We start from the raw sequence: 22808 nt of genomic DNA, 5'->3' as shown, positions 1-22808 counted from the left end.
GAGGCGCAAAAATGACGCGTGGAGCCCGCTATCGCCGGCCCGAACTCAGGGCATCCGCTGGATTGAAAAAGGTGTCCGTTCGGCGGATCAGGGAGCTGTATGGGCAGACTTTGAATAGAAAAAGGGAAAAGCCGCATCCGGTCACAAGATTGGCTTTTCATATACAATTTACAATTGTGTGAAAAATGCCCAAAATAAATTGTGCTTCCTGATTCTTCCTGATATGATAAGCCGAAAAAGGAGAACCTCCACAAATGAATTCAAATGCAGCACAGACGGAACAGTCCATGAAGCATAACGGAAACCGGATGACGTTCAAGGACTTTATCATTCTTGCCAAACCGGGGATTATCATCTCAAATTCACTCGCCGCATTGGGCGGATTTTGGATCGCGTGGCTACAGTCGGAAAGGACGGGCGGAGGGCCCGGTATATTTGCCGCCATGGCGGCTGCCATGATCGGAACGGCGTTAGTCATGGCGTCAAGCACTGTTTTTAATAACTTCTTTGACCGCGGCATGGACGCAAAGATGGCGCGAACCCGCACCCGCGCCAGCGTCACGGGAAGAATACCGCCGACGGTCATGATCCTGTACGGCACATGTCTCGGCGCATGCGGATTCATCATGCTTGCTTCGCTTAATGTACTGACCGCCGTTCTTGGCCTGCTTGCATTTTTGCTGTATGCCGTCGTTTATACGCTTTGGTTTAAAAGACAATCCGTCTGGAGCACATTTGTCGGCAGCTTTCCGGGGGCGGCTCCGCCTTTAATCGGTTATTGCGCGCTGGCCGGGTACATTGATATGCCCGCGATTTTGTTATACGCGATTATGTTTTTGTGGCAGCCGCCGCATTTCTGGGCGATCGGAATCAGGCGAAAGGAAGAGTATCGTGCCGCCGGCATTCCGCTTTTGCCGATCATAAAAGGCAATCGCGTCACAAAAATAAAAATGCTGCGCTATATCGCCGTTTTGACTGCGGTTTCGCTGCTCGTTCCTCTTTATATAGACGTCAGCCCGTTTTATACCGCGTCCGCTCTCCTGCTCGGGGCCATCTGGCTGTACCGGAGCGTCAAAGGCTTTCAGGCGGCGGATGACACGCAATGGTCGAAGGGGATGTTTTTTTATTCGATTGTTTATTTCAGTCTGCTTTTTCTTATTTTAATGGCTGATTCGTTTATCAATGCGGTTCTCAGAACGTAAACAGGCGGCCTGCAGATACAGAGCCGCCCCGTTTTGTTTATGCTTTTTTGATGAGAGCCAAAATATCTTCAAGCCAGGAAATATAATTCCGTTCCCGCTCAAGCGCTTTTGTCAGCACGAGATAATGGCCGAAATCAGGAGAAGAAAATGAATCCGCCTCCGCCGACGATGTCATCAGTTCTTGATAACTGTTTTCCAGATCGGACAATTTCTCCTGCCGCTTTACGAGCTGATCGGTGAATAGCTCATCCGCTTCTTCCTGCGTCAAAGCTGAGATGAAATAAGCCTTCAGCATAAATTCATCCTTCACCGTTTCCGGAATCGGGTCTTTTTTCGTCAGCCAGGCAGCAAGCTCCAGCTCTCCCTTGTCAGTCAGCGTGTACATTTTTTTCTCAAGCTTCGTTCCTTGAATCGCAGTGCGAAACGTAATAAATCCCTCAGCCGTCAGTTTTTTTAATTCCGGATAAATCTGGCTGTGCTTTGCGCTCCAAAACTGGCCGAGCTCTTCCTTAAAATAGCTCGATATATCATATCCGCTCAATTCGCCTTTTCGCAAAAGCCCTAAAATCGCGTACTTTAAAATTCTCATGTTGTCCTCCAAGCCCATTCATTTGACAGCTAGTATACCATACGGCCGCTCAAAAACGCAGAAGCGCCGGATGCTTATCATTGAATCCGCGGCGCCAAAATCAGCAAAAATATGCAGCAAGGGGTTATCGAAACGGCAGCAGAACTGGAAAAAGCCTTTATCGTGTCTATGCCTCATTCATATGACATCATGATATAATCATTGTAAAAATTAATAAATACTGGGAGGGACATATGAAGACGGTGATTGTGTATGCAAACCCGGATGAGAACAGTTTCAATGCGGCTCTCGTAAAATACGTCGCCATGGCTTTAAAGGACAGCGGCCAAAGCTATACGGTCATTGACTTATACGCCGATCAATTTGATCCCGTGCTGAAGTACGGCGGCGAAAAAAAGCGCTCTGACATGAACCGGGACGCTGAAACGAAGAAATACCGGAAACTGATGAAAGAAGCGGATCATCTCATTTTCATCTACCCGCTGTGGTGGGGAGGCGTTCCGGCGATTATGAAAGGCTTTTTTGACAGAGTGCTTGTCGCCGGAGAAGCCTACACATATGAAAACGGCCGCGTAAAAGGACTGCTACGGGCAGAGACGGCACAGGTCTTTTATACGGCGGACTCCCCGGGCTGGTACTTAAAGTGGTTCCGGAAAAACTCGGACTGGATTACGCTGAAAAAAAGCATTCTGCAATTTTGCGGCATTCAAAAAGCCGAGCGGAACCTTTTTTCTGTCGTCAGAACGAGCACCCCCGAACTGCGGGAAAAATGGCTGCGCCAAGCATACGCCAAAGTCCGGCGCGCTTGTGAAAAAGGAGCGGCCGCATGCAGATAAAAGAAATTTTCGTGATTCGCTGCCTGTCCTGTTTAAGTGTCGTTCTGCTTCACGCAGTTTCAATGGTGCTGATGATTCAGGAAGAGTCCTTAGCCAGTGCCGCCCATACGGTTGATGCATTTCGGACCCTGTTGATGTTCAGCACGCCGGCGTTTATCTTTATTTCGGAATTTCTGCTTGCCAGGTCATACCCGAAAGGCGTTCCAGCGGGTTTTTTAAAGAAAAGGGGCAAAGTCATTTTCGTGCCGTTTCTGTTTATTGCCGCGGTGGATGCCATTTTAATGAAAAGCGTGGCGGAAGAAGGAGCCGGATTCGTTTCAGTGATCGGTAAATTTTTAGAAAATGTGTTTTTAGGAAACTTCATCGGCTACTTCACTCTTGTGATCTTTCAATTTTACATTCTCCATATGCTGCTGCACCGCTGGCTGAACAACACATCCCCCGTGGGGGTGCTGTCTGTTTCGTTTATCATCAACGCCGTCTATCTGGCTTACTTTTCCATCTTTCATCCGCCGGCATCATCGGGGCTTGATTCTATTTTTCCGTTCTTTTGGGTTCCGTTTCCGGGCTGGGTGTTTTATTTCTGTCTGGCATTTTATTGCGGAAAGGAATATCCGCGTTTTTTATCGCTCATCAATCAGTACCGTTATGCGGTTTACTTCAGTGCGGCCGTATCGGCAATATTGATTGTGGCCGTTTCATATATCAGCGGCGGCTCCATTTCCTCTAAGCGTCCGGATATTATGATTTACGCGGTCAGTATGATCTTTCTGTGTTTTCATCTGTTTTCAAAGCTCAAAAAAGTGCCCGCGATTGTGATGATGATCAGCAACTATTCGTTTTCAATCTATCTGCTGCACTCCTACTTTTTAATCAGCGGATATCTTCTGGAAGGCTATTTGCGGTCAATGCCTTTAGCGGCTGCCATCCTTCTTTTATTTTTGATCTGCACGCTCGGTCCCATTTTCGTATCGTGGGGGTGCAACCATTTCAGATACGGATACCTGTTTGTCGGGAAAGTGTATCAGCCGAAGCAGACCAAAAGAAATACGGCGGCGCATCAAGGCCGCACAGTCTGAAAAAAAGGCGGCGCTTCGGCCGCCTTTTTGATACGGGTCCGCTTTATCCGGCACGAGGACGGATAGTTGTACATCCTGCATACAAAGCCCCCGCCTGCTGCTGTTTTGACGGATGCATTTATGACAAAATAACGCCATCGATTTTCTCCCTTGTGAAGACCGATATATTGTATACTTATAGGAAATACTTTCAAAAAAAGTGAAAAAGAGAAAAACTGTGAGCTTGGATGAACGACTAAAAAGGAGCGGGGACATTATGAATGACTGTGTCAAAACATTCGGAGAACTTCCGGCCGAACTTTATTCCTTTGCGGGAGGAAAAGGAAGCATTCTCTCTAAAATGTATCAAAGCGGGTATCCTGTGCCTGAAGGGTTTGTGATTTTGCCGTCAGCCTTTCAGGACGGACAGCTCCGCCATCAGGCGAGAGAGGCTGTTGATCAATATGTGAATTCCATCCGCAGCCGCCATGCATCTGCGTTGTTTGCCGTACGCTCATCCGCGCTGAGCGAGGATTCCGCTCAGGCTTCCTTTGCCGGAGAATTCGATACGGTGTTGAATGTCAGAACAGATCAAGACATGTCCAGGGCGATTGATGAAGTCCGCCGGTCGGTACAGTCAGAAAGGGTAAAAGCGTACAGCGCCGTTCAGGGAATGGAAGATGAGCATGAAATCGCAATCGTCATCCAACTGATGATACCGTCTGAGATATCCGGAGTGCTGTTTACCGCAGATCCGATTACGGGGAGCAGGCGGGAGATGACAGGCAATTACGTCTACGGTCTCGGGGAGCAGCTCGTTTCCGGGGAAGCCGATGCCTATTCTTTTAAACTGGCACGGCCCAAGAAAAAATATGACGGCCCCGGGGAATTTCGCAAATATGCGTCAAAGCTCTATAAACTGGCGAAAAAGCTGGAAAAAGATCTTGGAGGGCCGCAGGATATTGAATGGGCCGCCGCGGGCGGGACATTGTATATTCTTCAATCCCGCCCGATTACGACCTTACAAGCCGGAAATCTGGAAACCTATGAATGGAACGATTCTTTCAGCGGTGATTTTTTATGGACAAACACAAATATAGGAGAAGCGATTCCCGATGTGATGACGCCGCTGACATGGTCGCTCCTCCGGAATCTGGATGAAGAGTCGGGCATCATTCCGGGCTATTATGTCTGGTCCGGCAATATTTGCGGCAGAGCCTATAACAATATGAGCCAGCCTCTTTCCGTTCTCGCCGCTTTCGGTCTGAATCCGAAAGGCGGAAAAATTGGAAAAATGATGAGCGATACATTGGGAGAAATCCCGGCGGAAATGAAGATACCATTATATCCGTTCTCAAAGTATGAACTTTTGAAGATCATCCCGAAAAAACTGAAACCGTATCTGTCGAAAATGAAGCAAGCGAAAAAAAACATGTCCTCCTACTTGGACGAATCACCGGAGTGGTGCCGGAATATTGAGGAAAAGCTGAAACGCGCCGAAACGGAGCAGGCATTATTAGCGATATGGAACGATGAGATCTATCCGTATTTATGCAACGCGTGGTTTGCGTTAATATCCGGCGGGCGTGATTCTGCGCAATCCTCTTCGTCGTTAACCTCTCAATTAACAAAACTCGCAGGCATAGAAGATGCGAATCTCCTGCTTTCCAATCTGAGGGGAAAAGGCGGACTGGCCAGCCTGGAGCCGATTATCGGCATTGATCAAGTCATGAAAGGCCGTATGAGCGAGGAAGAATATCTCAGGAACCAGGGCCACCGTGGCCCGCATGAATACGAACTTTCCATACCGCATCCGGGAGAAAACCGGGATTGGCTGACGAAGCAGATCAGTGAACACAAGGAGTCGGGTATTGATGCCGAACAACTGCTTTTGAAACAGCAGCGGGCGCATGAACAGGCCTTCCGAAGATTTGAAAAAAAGTTTCCTCATAAGGTCAAATGGCTCAAAGCCAAAATGGAAAAAGCGTCAGAATACGCGAATATTAGAGAAACAACCAGATCCGAATTTGTCAGAGTGTACCGGACAGCCAGAGCATTCGCGCTCAGAGCGGCGGAAATGACCGGCATGAAGGACGATATTTTCTTCCTGTATCTGCATGAAATAACCGATCTGCTCGCGGGGAAAGAGCCGGCGGTTGCGTCGATTCAAGCGAGAAAGCAAAACTATGAAACCTATAAAAAACTGCCGCCGTTTCCATCCGTTATTAACGGAAGATTCAATCCGTTTAAATGGGCTGAGGATCCTGACAGAAGAGCGGATTATTACGATGCTTTTATGCCTGCGGAAACGGATGATGCGCATACTTTAAAAGGTTTCGCGGGAGCGGCCGGGAGAGTGGAGGGCATTGTCCGTGTCCTTGATGCTCCGGAAGACGGTGATTCTTTTGCGGCGGGGGAAATTTTAGTGACGTCGACAACCAATGTAGGCTGGACCCCGCTTTTTCCAAGAGCGGCTGCCATCATAACGGACGTCGGCGCCCCTTTGTCCCACGCGGCGATCGTCGCCCGGGAACTGGGAATTCCTGCCGTTGTCGGGTGCGGAAATGCAACGTCAAAACTGAAAACGGGGGACAGGGTGGCCGTTGACGGCGGGCAAGGCATCGTCCAGCTGGAACCGCGGCAGACTCCGGTCACTTCTGAAGAGGAAAATGGTAAACTGATAGAATAGAATCATGAGAAAGGAGCCGCGCATGAATAAAGCAGTTATTAACGGGGAGCAAATCAGAAGTATGAGCGACCTGCACCAGACATTGAAAAAGGAACTTGCCCTTCCTGAGTACTACGGTGAAAACCTTGACGCTTTATGGGACTGTCTGACCGGATGGGTGGAGTACCCCCTTGTTTTAGAATGGAGACAGTTTGAACAAAGCAAGCAGCTTACAGAAAATGGCGCCGAGAGTGTGCTTGAGGTCTTTCGTGAAGCGAAAGCGGAAGGCTGCGACATCACCATCATACTTTCATAATACGAGCAGCGGGAGAGAGACAAAAATGGAAAAACAAACCCTCAGCCATCCGATCGGAGAGTATCAGCCGGCTGAATCGATTTCGGCCGGACAGAAACAAGAATGGATCAATGCGCTGGAACACGCTCCGGCTAAACTGAACCAAGCTGTCAGAGCGATGTCGGACAGTCAGCTTGATACGCCGTACCGCGAAGGGGGATGGACTGTCCGCCAAGTGGTTCACCATCTGGCGGACAGCCACATGAACGGCTATACCCGGTTTAAATTGAGCTTAACGGAGAATGAACCGGAAATCCGTCCTTATGATGAAAAAGGCTGGGCCGCTCTTCATGATTCCAAAACCGCCGCTTGCGGGGATGCGCTTGAGCTGTTAACGATCCTGCACAGAAGATGGGCCGCTCTTTTGCGCTCCATGACGGAAGCCCAATTCAAACGGACATACTTCCATCCTGTATCTAAAGAGACGGTTACGCTGGAACAGGCGCTCGGGCTATATGTCTGGCACTCTGAACATCACATCGCCCATATTACTGAGCTTTCCCGGCGGATGGGCTGGCATCTGTCTTAGAGGATGCCGGCTTCCGGAAAAACGCCAAAACAGCCGCAGACACAATCGTGCATAATGAAATGACGGCGGCTGCCGTATAAAGATGGTGGTAGCCGCTGGAAATGCCCGCTTCAATCGCATCAGAAACCGCTTTTTTGACGGCGGGAACGGGGATTCGGCTTACCTGCTCCTGCAACGAAGAAAGTCCGCCGCCGATATCGGGCGTTTGCGCCTGATCAGCGGGAATGCCGCTTTTCGTTAAACGGTTTTTAATGTCCTCTCCGATCCGGTCAAAGCCCGCTGTAATGAAGCCGGCATATAAAGCCGGAGCGAGCGTCAGCCCGACCTGTCTTACGAGTGACAGCGTGCCGAGCGCTGTTCCTTTGTTTTGGCCCGCCGTTTCTGATACAAGCACATTCAGCGGAGCCCCGAGCAGAAATCCGAAACCGATCCCCGCAATGACACTCGCCGTGACAAATTCCCATTTATCCGTCACCCATAAGGGAAACAGGCTGAAGCCCGCAAAGGCGATGGCGCCTGATACAACCGCGGAGAAGACCGGTCCTTTTTTATCCGTGACCGCCCCGCCGAGCCACGCTCCGATGCCTGACGCCAACGCAAGCGGCGTCATCCAATAACCCGCTTTCTCCGCCGATACGTGCAAATATTGCTCCGCATAAGAAGGAATAAAAATGACCGCAGCGAGCAGCCCTCCCGATAAAAATCCGATGACAAGCGTCCATTGAAACACTTTATTTTGCAGCAGCGAGTAGGCGAGAATCGGATCGCCCCCCCGGTTTTCAACCCGCTTTTCGACCTTAAGCAGCACCAGAAAGAGAAGTGCCGCTCCCAAAAGATACCCGTACACCTTTACGTCCATTATGCTTTCTGACAGCTTCGCCCCATCGAGATTCGTGATACCGATCATACAAGATAAGATCGCAAGAGACAGCAGCATTGTGCCGGCGAGGTCAAGCCGTTTCGCCTCAGGCTCTTTCGTTTCAGCGATAAACAAACCGCCGCACACAACCAAAGCGGCGGCAATCGGCAGGTTAATCAAGAACAGCCAATGCCACGATCCGGTTACATCAAGCAAAAAGCTCCCGATATTCGGTCCGAGGACGGCCGCCATACCGTTCATCGCCCCTAAAAGCCCGAGAGCTTTCCCCTGTTTCTCCTTCGGAAGCACGGCCAGCACATGCGAACTCCCGATTATAAAAATTCCGCCGCCGCCAAGCGCCTGAATGAGCCGTGCCGCCAAAAACATCGGGAAGCTCTGACTGAGTGCGACAAGCAAAGAGCCGAGTCCGAACAGGCCGACTTCCATCATAAACAGTTTTTTCCGCCCGTATCGGTCCGACAGCTTGCCGACAATCGGCACACTGACACTGAGTCCCAATGTGTAAAGGGTCACTCCCCACGATCCCCATGAAGGAGAAACATCAAAAGAGCTGTTAATCGTCGTCAGAGCAGCGGAAATAATTCCGTTGTCCAGCGCCGCCATGAACACACCGATCGTAAAAAGAGTGATGGCCCGGCTCTGGTTTTTTTCTGTTTGCAATGGATCCGGCATACTGATCAATCCTTCCTTTTTTAATTCACTTCGAATATATTATTCACTTAGAGTGAATTAAATGTCAAACAAAAAAAGGCCGCCGATACCGGCAGGCCTTTTTCATCTCTATGCCTGTTTGGAAGAATCAAGGGCTCTTGCCAAGATGGCAAGTCCTTGATTGACCGTTTGTTTTTCTTCAGCGGTCAGCGTTTCCAATGAACGCTTCAATTTTACATGTCCTTTTTGATAAAGGCTGCGGAAAATATCTTTTGCGTTTTCCGTTAATTGAACGACGACTGAACGGCGGTCTTCTTCTGACGGAGCGCGTGTAATGAAACATGATTTTTCTAAACGGTCAAGGAGCCCCGTCGTATTTGAAAGAGAAGCGCCCATTTTCTCCGCTATGTCACTCACCTTAAGCGTCCCGTGGTTGTTCAGAAGCATCAGCACCTTCATTTGCGGCATGCTCATATCAAGCTTCATCCACTCCGACACATCGCCGAGTCCCGCCGAGGTCATCACTTTCATGTACAGTATCCAAATATCCCGTTCCTCAGGAGAAAAAATATCGCCGCCTAATACCGTTGTATCATGCAGATTATAATCCATCGTCTCACTTCCTCATTCATACTCCTGCATACCATATTACTGATTTTAATCAGAGAAAGAAAGTTGCAGACGAGTTTTGTTTGAATGTGAGGTGGTAGTGTATAATATGTTGGAGATTATTGGGGGAATTATAATAAATAAGCTATTTTATGATGATTGGAGAGAACATTGCTGACTAAAAAGAATGCCTTATCGATATTAAAAGTATTATTTCCTATTGCAGTTTTGCTTTTAGTCATTTATCAGTCCAAAAAGGAATTGACAGACCTTTCTTTTAAACGAACGCTGTATATTATTAACGGGATTGAGCGTTACGATTTATTTATTCTCGTTCTGCTCGGTCTCCTTGCCGTCAGCGCGATGTCCTTTTATGACTTTGTGCTGAAACGGACGCTTCGCCTCGACATTCCGAATTGGAAAGTATTCAGGGTCTCCTTTATCGCCAATTCCTTTAACAATGTCCTTGGATTCGGCGGTCTGGCGGGCGTCGGGCTGCGGACGATGCTTTACAAAGAGCATACGAATGACGTAAAACGCCTTGTCGCAGGCATCGCCTGGCTTACGTCCTCAGCGCTGCTCGGGCTGTCCGTCTTCAGTATCCTGACGATTGCCCGCATTCTGCCGGTCGGAGAGATTACAGGTGAGAAACCGTGGCTGTGGGCTGTAATCGCCGGAGTGGCGCTTATTGTGCCGGCAGCCTTAATCGCCGCTTGGATCAACAATAAAAAAGCTCGCGCAGAAGACGGTGAAGCAAAACCGAGGCATCCGGTTTTTTCTTACATCGGGGCATCGTTTGCCGAATGGTTTGCGGCGGCCGTCGTCATGTATTATTCCCTGTATGTCATGGGGATTCACGCGGATGTCCGCCATGTATTCGGTGTATTTGCCATTGCCGCTATCGGGGGAATCATCAGCCTTGTGCCGGGAGGATTCGGTTCGTTTGACCTTCTGTTTCTGCTCGGTATGCAGAATATGGGCTTTCCGCAGGAGGCGGTTGTGACATCCATCGTCATCTACCGGATTGTGTATTCATTTATTCCGTTTGTGTTCGGGCTGTTCTTTGCGGCCGGCGATTTAACGGAAAATACGCTTAAACGGCTGGAATCAAATCCGAAGATGGCGCCCGCCGTGGAAACGACGAACGTGCTTCTCGTATTCCAGCGCGCCATCTTAATCAGAGTGCTTTACGGTTCGCTGTCGCTTTTGGTTTTCATGGCGGGAGTCGTTGTGCTGGCATCCGTCGCCCTGCCGATTGACAGGGAGACGGTCATCCCGCATATTCCGCGCCCGGCGCTCCTTGCGTTTAACGCGTTATCGTTAAGCGCGGCTTTAATTCTTTTAATCTTGCCGATTGAATTATACAAACGGACGAAACGTTCTTATTCAATGGCGGTTGCCGCGCTGGTCGGCGGTTTTGTGTTCAGTTTCTTAAAAGGATTGAACATCAGCGCGATCTTTATTCTGCCTGTCGTCATCGTATTGCTGGTGCTGTTAAAGCGGCAGTTTATCAGAGAGCAGGCCTCGTATACGCTCGGCCAGATGATTTTTGCCGCCGCTCTGTTTATTATCGCCTTGTTTAACTACAATCTCATTGCCGGCTTTATTTGGGATAAAATGAATCGGCTGCTGCGCCACGATTATTTCGTCCATAACAATTCGCACATTACATATGCCACGATGACGGCCATTATTGTTGTGCCGCTGTTTTTCCTTTTGTTTACGGTCTTTTATCATAAAAGATCGAAGCCGATCGGAGAAAAGGCCGATCCTGAACGGCTGAAGTCCTTTTTGGCGGAAGAAGGCGGAAACGCCCTCAGCCATCTCGGCTTTCTCGGGGATAAGCGGTTTTATTTCTCAAGCGACGGCAAAGCGCTTTTATTGTTCGGCCAGATTTCCAGAAGGCTTGTCGTGCTCGGTGATCCGTCAGGACAGAGAGACTCTTTTCCGCTTGTGATTGAGGAATTTCTGAATGAAGCGCATAAGCAGGGGCTGAGTGTCATGTTTTATCAGATCGAACGTGAAGATCTGGCGCTGTACCATGACTTCGGCTATAACTTCTTCAAGCTCGGAGAAGAGGCGTTCGTGGATATGGAAGCATTTACGCTGTCAGGTAAGAAAAAAGCGGGGCTGCGGGCGATTAACAACAAATTTGACCGCGAAGGCTACACATTTCATGTCGGGGAACCGCCGTTTTCCTCCGAGTTTATCGCCAAGCTGAAAGACATATCGGACGAATGGCTCGGACCGAAAAAAGAGAAAGGTTTTTCTCTCGGTTTCTTCGACCGGGATTATCTGGAACAGGCGCCGATTGCTTACGTGAAAGACGCGGAAGGGGAGATCATCGCTTTTGCCAACCTGATGCCGATGTATCAGGAAGGCGAGATATCAGTCGACTTGATGCGTTATCGGAAAAGTGCGCCGAACGGTATTATGGACGCGCTTTTCATCCGTCTGTTTCTCTGGGCGCAGGAAAAAGGCTATACCACCTTTAATATGGGCATGGCGCCTTTGTCAAACGTAGGAACGGCTTTTACATCTTTCTGGTCGGAAAGAATCGCGGCCGTCATTTTCAACAACGTCCGGTATATGTACAGCTTCAGCGGGCTGCGGGCCTTTAAAGAAAAATACAAACCGGAGTGGCGCGGGAAATACTTGGCGTACCGTAAAAACAGATCGCTGTCCGTCACGATGATTCTCGTCACCCGCCTGATCGGAAAAACCAAAAAAAGACGCCGTTAAAAGGCGTCTTTTTTTTGAAGAATTAACTAAAAATTCTAATTTTACTCTGTTATACTGAATAACATGATCATAAGGTGAAAGGAAGGCTGATGAATGAAACAGGCAACCGTGTTTAAATATGAAGCGTTTACCGATATTCCTGTTTTGGGAAATCCCGCGGGAATCGTCTTTAACGGAGATGATTATTCAGATGAAGAGATGCAGATGATCGCCGAAATGGCAGGGTACAATGAAACCTCATTTCTCTGCAAAAGCGGAGAAGCCGATCTGCGCATCCGCTATTTTACACCCGGCCACGAAATGAATTTATGCGGACATGCTACCGTCGCCTCTCTTTACGCATTAATTGAAAAGGGAAGGCTTCAGGCTGATCAGACATATCAAATTGAGACAAAAGCCGGTATTCTTCCCGCAAAAGCCGCTGAACGAAACGGCCGGGTATACATCACGCTCGAACAGGCACCCCCGCAATTTCTGCCGTTTACGGGAGACAAAGAAAAGCTTGCGGCCTCGCTCGGGATTACGGCTGAGGATTTTCACAGCGAGCTGCCGATTGTTTACGGATCAACGGGGATCTGGACACTGATTGTTCCGCTGAGATCACTTCAAGCATCACGGAATATGGTGCCGGACAACGCACAATTCCCCGCTGTTTTGCGCGATCTTCCGAAAGCGAGCGTTCATCCGTTTTCTCTGGAAACCGTTCATCCGGAAAGTGATCTGCACGGACGCCATTTTTCTTCCCCTTTCTCCGGAACGACCGAAGATCCCGTCACGGGAACCGCTTCAGGCGTTATGGCGGCCTATATGCGGCAATACGGAGGCTCTGAAGCCGAATGCCTCACGATTGAACAAGGCCAGGAAATCGGGAAAGACGGAAAAGTGGAAATCAGGATTACAGAAGATAACGAAAAGATGAAAATCGAGATGACGGGAACGGCCGTGTATGCCGAATCAATCAATTTTCAGCTTCCGTAACGGTTTACAAAAGACGGTCGTATCCGTTATATTATAAATGATAATCATTTTCAATTGAATAGGAAGGTGAATCGGCATGCCGAAAACCGAACAACTACAGCAAAACGAAAGTCTTGCACATACAATCAGAAACAGAAGATCCATCCGGTCGTTTAAGCCGGAAACCGTACCTTCTGAAGTCATATTAGATATGCTTGAAACGGCCGTTTACGCGCCGAACCACAGACTGACGGAGCCATGGCGTTTTATCTACGCAGCAAGCGAAGCGGGTAAAGAAAAGCTTGCGGACAGCTACGTCTCATTTTTCAAAAAAATAAAAGATGATTTCAACGAGGAAAAAGAGCGGAACATGAGAAAAAACCTCAGCGCCGTTCCGGGATTTTTGCTTGTCGTCTTAAAAGAAGATGAAAATGAATTTACGAGAAACGATGATTTCGCGGCGCTGAGCGGCATGATTCAAAACCTTCAGCTGCTCGCACATGAAAACGGCATCGGCATGGTCTGGAAAAGCGGCCGCATCATGTATGACAAACAGGTGCACCAAGACTTCGGTCTGGCAGACAATGAGCGCTTCGCCGCCATCATTCAAACGGGCTATCCGGATGAACAGCCTAAGGCGAAAGAACGGACGCCGGCAAAAAGCCTGTTTACCGAGTTGTAAAAAAATCCCCGTCTCTATACAGAGGCGGGGATTTCGTATTAGCGGGTTTTGCTTTTAGCTCTGTTGTCAGCGGCTTTCATCCGCGCCTGCGCTTCGCGGTCAGCGGAATCAGCAAGCTCGCTTGAATATTCCTCGTACGTGCCGTCTGTTTCGCGTTTCAAAGCATCCGGAACTTGAGGAAGTTTTTGTTTGTTTTTATCACGGTTTTTGTGAGTATGATTTCTGCCCATATCAATCGCCCCCTGAAAAAAGTGATATCAAACAAACATAGTATCTGCCCGGTCCCGATCTTTATTCAGTTTATTTCCGTTTGGCTGCTCTTTCCGCTTTTTTAAATTCACCGGAATAAAGGACTTCCTGCATTTTTTTCAGATTGGCTCCCTGCTGATGTTTTTCGCGCTTCTTTTCCATAAAAGAAGACCCTCCTTCAAAACAGAATACCAATAGGATTGGCTTTTATTTCCGTTTTTATGCAGATAAGATATCCTTTAAAGCCAACTCAAGTTCTTCATACGTAAACTGAAAACCGGATGTCATCGCCTGCTTAGGCAGGGCGCGCTGGCCTTTTACGATCAGCAGGCTCATTTCTCCCAAGGCCTTCTCCAGAAAAAATTCCGGTACGGGAATCCAATGGGGGCGGTGCAGGACGCTTGCGATCGTCTTTCCGAATTGCTTCATTTCTACGGGATTCGGCGATGTCACATTCATGGGACCGGACAAGTCATCATGCTCCGCCGCAAAAGCAATAAGTTCCGCGGCGTCATCGACATGAACCCATGACAGCCACTGCCGTCCAGAGCCGACGGTGCCGCCCGCTAACAGCTTATAAGGGAGAACCATGAGCGGCAGGGCGCCTTTTTCACCGAGCATCACGCCGAATCTGGCATATACCGTCCGGATGCCGAGCGCTTCAATTTTCTGGCCTTCACGCTCCCACATATGAGCCGTATGACTGAGAAAGTCTTCATTTGACGTATCGGACTGCTCAGTGAACGTTTTCTCTGTGCTTGTGCCGTAAATGCCGACGGCGCTTGCCTGAATCAAAGTCCGGGGTTTTTTCGGCTGCTGCTTCATAATCCGTCTGACTTCTCTCGTCGCTTCTATTCTGCTTGAAATGATTTGTTCCTTCGTTGTGTCCGTCCAGCGGTCAAAGATGGATTTGCCGGCGAGGTTCACCCATACATCAATAGGGGGAAGCTCGCGCTCAGGCGCCGCGTTTTCGGCCAGCCATTGAACATATGTCACATTTTTTTGTTCGGTTTCTCTCTGTTTTCTTGATAAAATATAGACATGATGTCCCCGGCGGGTAAACACACCTGTCAGATGCCGGCCCAGAAAACCAGTGCCGCCTGTCATCGCGATATTCATATCCATCTCTCCTTACACGTTGATACATATACTGTACCTCATTTGCCAAAAAGAAAAACGCCTGAACATCGGGGCGGGAAAGGAGACCGGGATGCCGTTTATTACAAAAATATCGACCCAAAAGAAAAATACCGAGCGCTTCAACATCTTTCTTGATGAGAAATATGCATTCAGCGTCGACGCCGACGTGCTTGTGCGTTTTGACCTGAAAAAAGGGAAAGAACTGGACGAGCTTGACATTCTTGAAATCCAGCACGGTGATGACGTGAAAAAAGCCTTTAACCGCGCCGTAGAATTTTTATCATATCGGATGCGGTCTGAAAAAGAAGTCCGGGATCACCTGAAGAAAAAAGAAACACCGGACATGGTCATTTCTGAAGTCATCCATAAACTGTACGATTACCGCTACTTAAATGACAAAGAATTTGCCGAAGCCTATGCGAGCACCCACAAAAAAACAAACGGCAAAGGCCCTGACGTCCTGTTCCGCGAGCTGAAAGCGAAAGGAATAGACGACGATACCATCAAGGAGACGCTCAGCGCGTTTACATTTGATGAGCAGATACAAGAAGCGCTGAAACATATCGGCAAAATCCTCAAAAAAGACAAAAAGCTGTCCACAAAAGAGATCAGACAGCGGGCGCAGATGCAGCTTCAGCGAAAAGGTTTCCCTTTCGACGTCATCAATGCCGCTCTGGAGCAGACGGAGTATGAAAATGATGATGAAGCCGAGATGGAAGCTCTGAAGGCTCATGCGGAAAAAGCGATCAGGAAATACCGCTATGACGGCAGCTATGAAAGCGGAATGAAGGTCAAACAGTACTTATTCAGAAAAGGATTCTCGATTGACGATATTGATCAATTCTTGCAGAAAGAGGAGTAAACTGAAATGGACAAACGATACAGTCAAATGACGCCTCATGAACTACAGACAGAAATTGCGGGACTGACGGAAAAAGCGCGTAAAGCGGAACAGATGGGCATTGTAAATGAACTGGCCGTGCTTGAACGGAAAATTACGATGGCCAAAGCTTACATGCTGAACCCGGAAGACTTTCGGCCCGGCGGGGTGTATCAGATAGAAGGTTCTGATGACACTTTCCGCATTGATTACATCAACGGCGTATTCGCCTGGGGACACAGATCTTCCCCGTCTGACGGGGAAGAAGCACTGCCGATTTCCGTTTTAAAAGAAAAATAATAACAAAAGAGGCCGGTTCCGGCCTCTTTTTCTTTTCGGGCACATTCGTTTCAACCTTTCAGTAAAAAATGATTGAATTCATTTTTGATATCTTTTAAGATGGAATTCGTTGTTTTTTAATAAAAAGGAGGCGATTTGCGTTGAATATCAAAATGAAACAGCCATCTGTGAAATTAATGATTTTTGTTTTAATGATTTGCACATTTTCCATCGGGTATACGGAATATGCTGTCATGGGTATTCTGACGTCGATTGCCGATGACTTTCATATACATGTATCTTCAGCGGGCATGCTTGTTACGGCGTACGCGGCAAGCGTCTGCCTGACGGGCCCGATCGTAACCATTATCGCGGTTAAGCTGCCGAGAAAGCCGGTGCTGCTAGGGTTGATGGGCATCTTCGTACTTGCCAACCTGATGAGCGTCTTTGCGCCGAACTTCGCCGTGCTGGCGATTTCCAGAATTTTATCCGCATCCATTCACGGAGCTTTTTTTGCGATCGCCATGGTGTTTGCGAGTGAAATGGTGCCGCCTGAAAAACGTTCCGCCGCCGCGGCTTCCATGAACGGCGGATTAACCGTGGCGCTGATGCTCGGCGTTCCGTTCGGCTCTTATTTAGGGGATGCCCTTAACTGGCGGGCCGTCTTTTTCATTATTTCCGTTTTAGGCTTGATCGGGCTGATCGGACTGATGCTGGTCGTACCGAACCGAAAACCGAAAGTGATTCCGATGCTGATGAATGAATGGAGTGTCTTTAAGCATAAACAAGTGATTTTTTCCTTTGCGATCACCATTCTCGGCTATTCAGGCGTATTTATCGCTTACACGTTTATTGAGCCGATTTTAAGAGATTCAGCGGGGTTCGGCACAGTCGGCATTACAGGCGCATTATTTGCTTACGGTCTCGGCGGAGTGGCGGGGAATTTCTTCGCGGGGAAAGTGCCGCTCAAACTGCTGACGCGCACGATGATCGGTGTGATGATCGGCCTGATCGGCGTCTTGGCGATTTTTCCTTATATCGCTGTTTTTCCCGCCGCAGCCGTTTCAGCGACATTTTTGTTCGGCGCATGTGCGTTCGGCACGCCGCCGCTTTTGCAGACCAAGGTTATTTCCTCCTCTGAAAACGGCACGACAATCGCCGCAGCGGTGAGCGTTTCCGCCTTTAACCTGGCAAACGCGCTCGGCGCCTGGATCGGCGGATTGATTCTCGGGGGAACGGGATCTTACTCATGGCTGTTTGCCGGCGGTGCGCTGATGACGGCTCTCGGCCTTGTGCTTTCCACGTTCGCTCATCTGTCTGAGAAGAAAGATGTTTATGAATACCAAGTGCATAAAGGATAACAAAAAGCTTGCAGGGGATATTCCGCCTGCAAGCTTTTTTCAATGTTTCAACGTAATGCTGATCACCGTATGTTTATCGCTCTCAGCTAAGGAAATATTCCGGGTTTCCGGTACCCCGTCTTTTTCAAAAACAACGGCATAGGTTCCTTTCGCGCTGCTTTTCCATGTCATCTCGCCGTGGTGATCAGTCTTGCCTATTATCTCTCCGCGGTCTATATTCGGCTGATGATCTGACTCCGCCGCTTTCATCACGGTAACCGTCACACCGGCCGCCGGTGAACCGTCCGCATCCTCAACATGGAGCGTAACGGGCAGTGCTTTTTTTGCGGCGGAATCATCCGCTTTGCCGCATCCGCATAAAACGGCTGCCGCGAGAAAGAAGACAAAAGCTTTATTGATTTGACCAATATTGAATGTTGTCGAATACACTGTTTGTCACCCTTGTTCCCAGATTGTAAGACGACCCGCCGTTTGTATGAATGGCAATGGCGGTCTGGCCGGTGTCGCTGTAATTGCGGTAAACGGGCGATCCGCTCTGGCAGCCGAACGTATCTGTCGTGTAAGTGAGTTTATATGTCTCGGCAGAACGTATCGGCTTACTGTCCGACCACATGGAACCGGACACTTTGTCGCACGGATACCCTGTCACGGTTGAGGAAAGCCCGGCCGGACTGGAACTGTTGGTCGTCCGATAGCCGTACCAGCCGACAGTATTCCCGGGCGACCCGTTTACTTTGATTGCGCCGTAGTCATAGTTTGTGTCACCGTTTTCTGTCCACCCTTTGACACTGTAGAAGGTCTTGCCTGAATAAGAGCCGTACGGGTACGATGACCCGTTGCGGCCGGGAGCTGCCGTAATTTTCGATGCCCAGCCGTTTTTCTGATCATACACGCAATGTCCCGCCGTAACGATCGTGTCGGCATTGACAAAAAAACCGGTGCATCCGTAGGTGCTTGTGCTGCCGCTGTATGTAACGGTCAGCTGTGCTGTCGCGCGATATGGAAATGATGTTGTGGGAGAAATTCTGATTCGTTCGTCTGTCCCAATAATACTGGAAGGCTTTAATGACTTGATGTCAGCTTTGCTGTTTTGTGCAAGCTGTCTTTTGGTGAGACCCGTTCCTTCATAAGCGGGGGATGTCTGTGTTGTTTGTACAGGCTGATTCTGATTTGCGTCAAACTCCTCACCGCTGTTTGATACAGATGTCTGCGGGCTGCCCGCTGCTTCTGCTGAAACAGCAAATAATGAAACTGACAGTAAGAATGCGGTAAGGCTCAGCAATCGTTTTGAAACTGTCTTCATTTTATAAAACCCCTCCTTTTTTGTCTACCGGCTTGCGGTTTAACATTTAACATATTATGGAATTTATTTAGCGTTATGACCGCAAGAGGATGTTTTTTTCCGCAAAAAAAAGACCGGGTCATTCCCGGTCTCTTACGGTGTGTGTTATCGTCTGCCTGAAGCTCTCATGCGCTCTTGCGGGTGCGAATTAATTGAACCGTCCGCCCGTTTAGAAGCGTAGTCATCCTTTGCCCGCGGTTCGCCTTCAAACTTATTATTGTTCTGATTAGGAAATCCTTTTGCCTTGTTCCGGACCATTTGTTTTCCCCCTCGGCCAATATCAAAAGGTTGCGCCTTCTGGACTGAAGACGTAAAGTTAGTATATGCCTGTGACAAGCTGCGTAAAAGCAGCAGGTTTTCCCAAGGAAAGGAGACAGAGACATGAATACATATATCGACAAACTGACGAATTTGCTGCTTGAGAAAAATGACATGCTCAGCTATTTGCAAGCGCGGACTTGGGTTGAGCTTTTATGGGGAGATTTCGAAGCGACTTACGCAAAAGCCGGCCGCCCGTACCAAGGAGAGCAAATGACGGAACGCGTCGTCAAGGAATGGATCGAATCATACGGCAGCAAGCTCCATATGTTCCAAAGCGTTCGGGAAGACGTTTCTCATTATTTGGATCAAAGCAGGGGTCTCCTGCATTAATATAGCAGTGCGCCCGCCGGATACCGTCCGGCGGTTTTTTCTTTTTATAAAAGAAATGGGAAAATCATGTTTGACGACCGGCGGAATGTGGAAATGTGTAATAACTTATAAAATAGCGGGGAGGAACCACAATGAACATGAAAAAGGGGTTAACCGCATTTATTCCGGCCGCAGGACTTTGCTTATTTTTAGCCGCAGGCACCGTTTTTTTTGATCCGGCAGCGAATGCCTCAGCAGTTCATCAGACAAAAATAGACACCGCAGCAGATACATATATCGTGAAAGCAGGAGAACTTAATGTCCGCAAAGAACCCAATAAACAAGGGCGGATTATCGGCACGCTTCGTTCAGAGGATTCCGTAAAGGTTAAACGGCTTCAAGGAGCAGATTGGGCTGAAATTGACTACAAAGGTCACAAAGCCTATATTTCCACGCATTTTCTGATGAAGCAGCCGGTGAAGGCGGTGACCGCGAAACAAACCGATTTTTATACGCCGACTTTGGAAACCGGCAAAAAAGGGTCCGTTAAAGCGGGTGAAACCGTCAATGTGCTCGGCTGGGGGTTCAGCCATGACGGAGGGTTTGACCGTAAATGGGCGTACGTCACATACGGCGGGAAAGCAGGTTATGTGAAAACGGCCGACTTAACTCAAAAGTAAAGATTCAGGCGGGCGAATAAGCCTGCTTTTTTTCTGAAACCTTTCGCCTTTCCTTTCGTAAAAGATGAAAAGGAGAGTGACGGATATGATAATGGTAATCGGCGGCCTTCTGATGGCTGCGGCCGGCATTTCAGTCGCATTTTTTCCGCCGAAGTCGATCAACAGCCTGTACGGATATCGGACGAAGCGCTCTATGGCGGATGAGTCGCAGTGGAAAGAAGGCAATCGATTCAGTGCGCTCCTCATGATTCTGTTCGGCCTTATTTCGGCGGCAGCTGGATTTGCGGTCAGCCTGCTTATCCGGCAGACTCAGCCGTTCGCCCTGATCGTTCAGGCCGTATTGTTGATCGCGATCAGCGTACTGATCATCGTCTTAACAGAAAGAAGATTGAAACAAACGGGGAGGAGAATCGATGAATGACATTACGTTTCACATGATCGAAACAAACGGAGTGACGCTGCACACGGCTTCAGCCGGTCCGAAAGACGGTCCTTTGGCGGTGCTGCTGCACGGGTTTCCGGAATTCTGGTACGGCTGGAAGAGTCAGATCAAACCGCTGGCGGATGCCGGATACCATGTTGTCGTGCCTGATCAGCGCGGCTATAATCTCAGTGGCAAACCGGAGGGCATTGAAAACTATACCATTGATACGCTCAGAGACGACATTATCGGGCTGATCACTCATTTTACAGATGACAAAGCCGTCGTCATCGGACATGATTGGGGAGGAGCCGTGGCCTGGCATTTGGCATCCACGCGGCCGCAATACGTTGAAAAATTGATCACGGTCAATATCCCGCACCCGGCGGTTATGCGGAAGGTCACACCGTTCTACCCGCCGCAGTGGAAGAAAAGCTCTTATATCGCTTTCTTTCAGCTTCCGGAAAAGCCGGAACGGAGATTGTCTGAAGACGATTACCGCGTATTGGATCACGCGATCGGCTTATCTGAACGCCCGGCGCTTTTTTCACGGGAAGATGTCGACAGCTACAAAGAAGCATGGGGCAGAAAAGGAGCGCTCACGGCGATGCTGAACTGGTACCGGGCGATCAGAGCCGGCGGTTTAGGCCCTGCCGTTCCGCTTAAAATGCCCGTTCCGTACCGGTTAATATGGGGCGTCAACGACCGCGCGCTGAGCAAAAAGCTCGCCAAGGAAACAAAACGGATGATTCCAAACGGCGACTTAATCTTCATAGATGATGCCTCACATTGGGTCATTCACGAAAAACCGCGCATCGTCAGCCATTTGATTCATGAATACCTTCAGCAATAAAGTCTGTCCCGCGTACAGACTTTTTCTTTTTTTTCTCATATCTGCCGAAAAACATGACAAAATATAAATCATATGCAGAAAAAAATTTCTTTCCCTGTAACAAAAAAAGGGTTTAAACGTCATTAAAAAAAGGAAAAGCCTTACTGAAGTTTTGCGGACAATTCCTTTAAGGCCGTCCTAAAAAAAGAATAATACAAAGAAGGTGCCTTCATGAAACAAAGGTTAATCTCAATTATTATTCCGTCTTACAATGAAGGGAACAACGTCAAGCTCATTCATGAATCTTTAAAAAAAGAATTTCAGACGATTCATTATGACTATGAAATTTTCTACATCAATGACGGAAGCGCGGATGACACCCTTCAGCAGATTAAAGAACTGGCCGCCAGAAACCATCGCGTCAAATACATATCTTTTTCCCGCAACTTCGGGAAAGAAGCGGCCATTTTGGCAGGATTTGAACACGTGCAGGGCGAAGCGGTAATCGTGATGGACGCCGATCTGCAGCATCCGACCCATCTGCTGAAAGACTTCATTCAAGGCTATGAAGAAGGGTATGACCAAGTCATCGCGCAGCGCAACCGAAAAGGGGACAGCCCCGTGCGTTCCGTGCTTTCTTCCCTGTATTATAAATTTATCAACAAAGCCGTCGAAGTGGACTTGCGTGACGGGGTCGGAGATTTTCGCCTGCTGAGCCGGCAGGCCGTTGATGCCCTTTTGAAGCTGAGTGAAGGGAACCGTTTCTCGAAAGGGCTGTTCTGCTGGATCGGGTTTGACCAGAAAATCGTATTTTATGAAAATGTCGAAAGGAAGAACGGCACGTCCAAATGGTCATTCAGCAATCTGTTCAACTACGGAATGGACGGTGTCGTCTCCTTCAACAACAAGCCCCTCAGGGTATGCTTTTTCACCGGTATTCTGATATTGCTTCTGTCGATGGTTTATATTGTAACGACCTTTGTTCATATTCTGACACACGGCGTGTCCGTACCCGGATACTTCACCATTATTTCCGCCGTGCTGTTTTTAGGGGGCATCCAGCTTTTGAGTCTCGGCATCATCGGAGAATACATCGGCCGGATTTACTATGAAACAAAAAAACGCCCGCACTATTTAATTAAAGAAGCGAATATAACGTACGGAGAACAAAATGAAACGAATTATACAAAAAAGCGCAAGTGGAACCATTAAACAGCCGCCGCTGTGCGCAGGGTC

General features: G+C 48.6%; 26 protein-coding genes. 17 read left to right on the top strand and 9 right to left on the bottom strand.

Features of this window, described 5'->3' with window-relative positions; translation table 11 throughout:
- Positions 1-254 precede the first annotated feature (254 nt).
- Positions 255-1202: a heme o synthase gene (gene cyoE / locus C5I45_RS15445; protein WP_107994490.1), complete on the top strand. Its 948-nt coding sequence runs from the start codon at positions 255-257 to the stop codon at positions 1200-1202.
- A gap of 37 nt (positions 1203-1239) precedes the next feature.
- Here cyoE and C5I45_RS15440 read toward each other — a convergent pair whose 3' ends face one another.
- The gene (locus C5I45_RS15440) at positions 1240-1791 is read right to left on the bottom strand and encodes a PadR family transcriptional regulator (RefSeq protein WP_014304649.1); all 552 of its coding nucleotides are present in this window, start codon (positions 1789-1791) and stop codon (positions 1240-1242) included.
- Between the two features lie 233 nt (positions 1792-2024).
- Between C5I45_RS15440 and C5I45_RS15435 the strand changes: the two genes are divergently transcribed.
- From C5I45_RS15435 to bstA, 5 genes are all read left to right on the top strand, one after another.
- Positions 2025-2627 (top strand): NAD(P)H-dependent oxidoreductase, encoded by a 603-nt coding sequence (locus C5I45_RS15435; RefSeq protein WP_003155520.1) that lies wholly within the window; start codon positions 2025-2027, stop codon positions 2625-2627.
- Positions 2618-3706 (top strand): acyltransferase family protein, encoded by a 1089-nt coding sequence (locus C5I45_RS15430; RefSeq protein ID WP_107994489.1) that lies wholly within the window; start codon positions 2618-2620, stop codon positions 3704-3706. Before C5I45_RS15435 ends, C5I45_RS15430 begins: the two co-directional genes overlap by 10 nt.
- Before the next feature lie 256 nt (positions 3707-3962).
- On the top strand, positions 3963-6374 hold the full coding sequence (locus tag C5I45_RS15425) for a PEP/pyruvate-binding domain-containing protein (protein WP_025854023.1): 2412 nt from the start codon (positions 3963-3965) through the stop codon (positions 6372-6374).
- 22 nt (positions 6375-6396) lie between these two features.
- Positions 6397-6669 (top strand): ribonuclease inhibitor Barstar, encoded by a 273-nt coding sequence (locus C5I45_RS15420; RefSeq protein ID WP_003155515.1) that lies wholly within the window; start codon positions 6397-6399, stop codon positions 6667-6669.
- 25 nt (positions 6670-6694) lie between these two features.
- Positions 6695-7237 carry a bacillithiol transferase BstA gene (gene bstA, locus C5I45_RS15415; RefSeq protein ID WP_044052967.1) on the top strand — a complete coding sequence of 181 codons (543 nt, stop codon included), beginning with the start codon at positions 6695-6697 and terminating at the stop codon, positions 7235-7237.
- On the opposite strand, the gene C5I45_RS15410 is transcribed toward bstA, so the two are convergent.
- Together C5I45_RS15410 and C5I45_RS15405 are read right to left on the bottom strand one after the other, a co-directional pair.
- Entirely contained in the window at positions 7197-8789 is a 1593-nt protein-coding gene (locus tag C5I45_RS15410; protein WP_015388529.1) for an MFS transporter, read from the bottom strand. The genes bstA and C5I45_RS15410 overlap by 41 nt on opposite strands.
- 108 nt (positions 8790-8897) lie before the next feature.
- Entirely contained in the window at positions 8898-9380 is a 483-nt protein-coding gene (locus C5I45_RS15405) for a MarR family transcriptional regulator (protein WP_014304654.1), read from the bottom strand.
- A gap of 168 nt (positions 9381-9548) precedes the next feature.
- Here C5I45_RS15405 and mprF point away from each other — a divergent pair, with 168 nt between their 5' ends.
- The 3 genes from mprF (at position 9549) to C5I45_RS15390 (ending at position 13758) form a co-directional block, all read left to right on the top strand.
- The gene (gene mprF / locus C5I45_RS15400; protein WP_052587316.1) at positions 9549-12119 is read left to right on the top strand and encodes a bifunctional lysylphosphatidylglycerol flippase/synthetase MprF; all 2571 of its coding nucleotides are present in this window, start codon (positions 9549-9551) and stop codon (positions 12117-12119) included.
- Between the two features lie 93 nt (positions 12120-12212).
- Positions 12213-13097 carry a PhzF family phenazine biosynthesis isomerase gene (locus C5I45_RS15395; RefSeq protein ID WP_003155510.1) on the top strand — a complete coding sequence of 295 codons (885 nt, stop codon included), beginning with the start codon at positions 12213-12215 and terminating at the stop codon, positions 13095-13097.
- Between the two features lie 76 nt (positions 13098-13173).
- Positions 13174-13758 (top strand): nitroreductase family protein, encoded by a 585-nt coding sequence (locus C5I45_RS15390; protein ID WP_003155509.1) that lies wholly within the window; start codon positions 13174-13176, stop codon positions 13756-13758.
- A gap of 38 nt (positions 13759-13796) precedes the next feature.
- Here C5I45_RS15390 and C5I45_RS15385 read toward each other — a convergent pair whose 3' ends face one another.
- The 3 genes from C5I45_RS15385 to C5I45_RS15375 all read right to left on the bottom strand — a co-directional run bounded on the left by C5I45_RS15385 (position 13797) and on the right by C5I45_RS15375 (position 15126).
- Positions 13797-13988: a YfhD family protein gene (locus C5I45_RS15385; RefSeq protein ID WP_003155508.1), complete on the bottom strand. Its 192-nt coding sequence runs from the start codon at positions 13986-13988 to the stop codon at positions 13797-13799.
- A 70-nt stretch (positions 13989-14058) separates the two neighbouring features.
- Positions 14059-14169 (bottom strand): YfhE family protein, encoded by a 111-nt coding sequence (locus C5I45_RS15380; protein WP_003155504.1) that lies wholly within the window; start codon positions 14167-14169, stop codon positions 14059-14061.
- A 57-nt stretch (positions 14170-14226) separates the two neighbouring features.
- Positions 14227-15126, bottom strand: coding sequence for a TIGR01777 family oxidoreductase (locus C5I45_RS15375; RefSeq protein WP_015388526.1), 900 nt, complete (start codon positions 15124-15126; stop codon positions 14227-14229).
- A 91-nt stretch (positions 15127-15217) separates the two neighbouring features.
- Here C5I45_RS15375 and recX point away from each other — a divergent pair, with 91 nt between their 5' ends.
- The 3 genes from recX (at position 15218) to C5I45_RS15360 (ending at position 17667) form a co-directional block, all read left to right on the top strand.
- On the top strand, positions 15218-16009 hold the full coding sequence (gene recX / locus C5I45_RS15370) for a recombination regulator RecX (RefSeq protein ID WP_107994488.1): 792 nt from the start codon (positions 15218-15220) through the stop codon (positions 16007-16009).
- Positions 16010-16015: 6 nt separating this feature from the next.
- Positions 16016-16327, top strand: a complete 312-nt coding sequence (locus C5I45_RS15365) for a YfhH family protein (protein WP_003155501.1) — start codon at positions 16016-16018, stop codon at positions 16325-16327.
- Between the two features lie 146 nt (positions 16328-16473).
- On the top strand, positions 16474-17667 hold the full coding sequence (locus tag C5I45_RS15360; protein ID WP_025650229.1) for an MFS transporter: 1194 nt from the start codon (positions 16474-16476) through the stop codon (positions 17665-17667).
- A gap of 39 nt (positions 17668-17706) precedes the next feature.
- Here the strand turns inward: C5I45_RS15360 and C5I45_RS15355 are convergent, their stop codons facing one another.
- The 3 genes from C5I45_RS15355 to C5I45_RS15345 all read right to left on the bottom strand — a co-directional run bounded on the left by C5I45_RS15355 (position 17707) and on the right by C5I45_RS15345 (position 19267).
- On the bottom strand, positions 17707-18096 hold the full coding sequence (locus C5I45_RS15355) for a DUF2606 family protein (protein ID WP_046559434.1): 390 nt from the start codon (positions 18094-18096) through the stop codon (positions 17707-17709).
- On the bottom strand, positions 18059-18970 hold the full coding sequence (locus C5I45_RS15350) for a trypsin-like serine peptidase (RefSeq protein WP_003155497.1): 912 nt from the start codon (positions 18968-18970) through the stop codon (positions 18059-18061). Before C5I45_RS15350 ends, C5I45_RS15355 begins: the two co-directional genes overlap by 38 nt.
- A gap of 144 nt (positions 18971-19114) precedes the next feature.
- Complete coding sequence (locus C5I45_RS15345) at positions 19115-19267, bottom strand: small, acid-soluble spore protein K (RefSeq protein WP_003155495.1); 153 nt, start codon at positions 19265-19267, stop codon at positions 19115-19117.
- 123 nt (positions 19268-19390) lie between these two features.
- Between C5I45_RS15345 and C5I45_RS15340 the strand changes: the two genes are divergently transcribed.
- The 5 genes from C5I45_RS15340 (at position 19391) to C5I45_RS15320 (ending at position 22784) form a co-directional block, all read left to right on the top strand.
- Positions 19391-19660, top strand: coding sequence for a YfhJ family protein (locus C5I45_RS15340; protein WP_003155492.1), 270 nt, complete (start codon positions 19391-19393; stop codon positions 19658-19660).
- Between the two features lie 131 nt (positions 19661-19791).
- The gene (locus C5I45_RS15335; RefSeq protein WP_107994487.1) at positions 19792-20319 is read left to right on the top strand and encodes an SH3 domain-containing protein; all 528 of its coding nucleotides are present in this window, start codon (positions 19792-19794) and stop codon (positions 20317-20319) included.
- 85 nt (positions 20320-20404) lie between these two features.
- A complete protein-coding gene (locus C5I45_RS15330; RefSeq protein WP_024085035.1) occupies positions 20405-20740 on the top strand; it encodes an SdpI family protein in 336 nt (111 codons plus the stop codon).
- On the top strand, positions 20733-21593 hold the full coding sequence (locus C5I45_RS15325; RefSeq protein WP_003155486.1) for an alpha/beta fold hydrolase: 861 nt from the start codon (positions 20733-20735) through the stop codon (positions 21591-21593). The genes C5I45_RS15330 and C5I45_RS15325 overlap by 8 nt, the downstream gene beginning before the upstream one ends.
- Positions 21594-21803: 210 nt before the next feature.
- Entirely contained in the window at positions 21804-22784 is a 981-nt protein-coding gene (locus C5I45_RS15320) for a glycosyltransferase family 2 protein (protein ID WP_003155484.1), read from the top strand.
- Positions 22785-22808: the final 24 nt, after the last annotated feature.

This window comes from Bacillus sp. ZY-1-1 (assembly GCF_003047165.1).
In the GTDB taxonomy this organism is placed as follows: domain Bacteria; phylum Bacillota; class Bacilli; order Bacillales; family Bacillaceae; genus Bacillus; species Bacillus velezensis.
Note: the sequence above shows the minus strand (reverse complement) of the source record. Positions and strands in the feature narration are given on the sequence as shown.

What these genes read in the sequence shown, in the direction of transcription:
- cyoE (WP_107994490.1), top strand. Translation starts at nt 255, where the DNA reads ATGAATTCAAATGCAGCACAGACGGAACAGTCCATGAAGCATAACGGA.
- C5I45_RS15440 (WP_014304649.1), bottom strand. Translation starts at nt 1,791, where the DNA reads ATGAGAATTTTAAAGTACGCGATTTTAGGGCTTTTGCGAAAAGGCGAA.
- C5I45_RS15435 (WP_003155520.1), top strand. Translation starts at nt 2,025, where the DNA reads ATGAAGACGGTGATTGTGTATGCAAACCCGGATGAGAACAGTTTCAAT.
- C5I45_RS15430 (WP_107994489.1), top strand. Translation starts at nt 2,618, where the DNA reads ATGCAGATAAAAGAAATTTTCGTGATTCGCTGCCTGTCCTGTTTAAGT.
- C5I45_RS15425 (WP_025854023.1), top strand. Translation starts at nt 3,963, where the DNA reads ATGAATGACTGTGTCAAAACATTCGGAGAACTTCCGGCCGAACTTTAT.
- C5I45_RS15420 (WP_003155515.1), top strand. Translation starts at nt 6,397, where the DNA reads ATGAATAAAGCAGTTATTAACGGGGAGCAAATCAGAAGTATGAGCGAC.
- bstA (WP_044052967.1), top strand. Translation starts at nt 6,695, where the DNA reads ATGGAAAAACAAACCCTCAGCCATCCGATCGGAGAGTATCAGCCGGCT.
- C5I45_RS15410 (WP_015388529.1), bottom strand. Translation starts at nt 8,789, where the DNA reads ATGCCGGATCCATTGCAAACAGAAAAAAACCAGAGCCGGGCCATCACT.
- C5I45_RS15405 (WP_014304654.1), bottom strand. Translation starts at nt 9,380, where the DNA reads ATGGATTATAATCTGCATGATACAACGGTATTAGGCGGCGATATTTTT.
- C5I45_RS15395 (WP_003155510.1), top strand. Translation starts at nt 12,213, where the DNA reads ATGAAACAGGCAACCGTGTTTAAATATGAAGCGTTTACCGATATTCCT.
- C5I45_RS15390 (WP_003155509.1), top strand. Translation starts at nt 13,174, where the DNA reads ATGCCGAAAACCGAACAACTACAGCAAAACGAAAGTCTTGCACATACA.
- C5I45_RS15385 (WP_003155508.1), bottom strand. Translation starts at nt 13,988, where the DNA reads ATGGGCAGAAATCATACTCACAAAAACCGTGATAAAAACAAACAAAAA.
- C5I45_RS15380 (WP_003155504.1), bottom strand. Translation starts at nt 14,169, where the DNA reads ATGGAAAAGAAGCGCGAAAAACATCAGCAGGGAGCCAATCTGAAAAAA.
- C5I45_RS15375 (WP_015388526.1), bottom strand. Translation starts at nt 15,126, where the DNA reads ATGAATATCGCGATGACAGGCGGCACTGGTTTTCTGGGCCGGCATCTG.
- recX (WP_107994488.1), top strand. Translation starts at nt 15,218, where the DNA reads ATGCCGTTTATTACAAAAATATCGACCCAAAAGAAAAATACCGAGCGC.
- C5I45_RS15365 (WP_003155501.1), top strand. Translation starts at nt 16,016, where the DNA reads ATGGACAAACGATACAGTCAAATGACGCCTCATGAACTACAGACAGAA.
- C5I45_RS15350 (WP_003155497.1), bottom strand. Translation starts at nt 18,970, where the DNA reads ATGAAGACAGTTTCAAAACGATTGCTGAGCCTTACCGCATTCTTACTG.
- C5I45_RS15345 (WP_003155495.1), bottom strand. Translation starts at nt 19,267, where the DNA reads ATGGTCCGGAACAAGGCAAAAGGATTTCCTAATCAGAACAATAATAAG.
- C5I45_RS15340 (WP_003155492.1), top strand. Translation starts at nt 19,391, where the DNA reads ATGAATACATATATCGACAAACTGACGAATTTGCTGCTTGAGAAAAAT.
- C5I45_RS15335 (WP_107994487.1), top strand. Translation starts at nt 19,792, where the DNA reads ATGAACATGAAAAAGGGGTTAACCGCATTTATTCCGGCCGCAGGACTT.
- C5I45_RS15330 (WP_024085035.1), top strand. Translation starts at nt 20,405, where the DNA reads ATGATAATGGTAATCGGCGGCCTTCTGATGGCTGCGGCCGGCATTTCA.
- C5I45_RS15325 (WP_003155486.1), top strand. Translation starts at nt 20,733, where the DNA reads ATGAATGACATTACGTTTCACATGATCGAAACAAACGGAGTGACGCTG.
- C5I45_RS15320 (WP_003155484.1), top strand. Translation starts at nt 21,804, where the DNA reads ATGAAACAAAGGTTAATCTCAATTATTATTCCGTCTTACAATGAAGGG.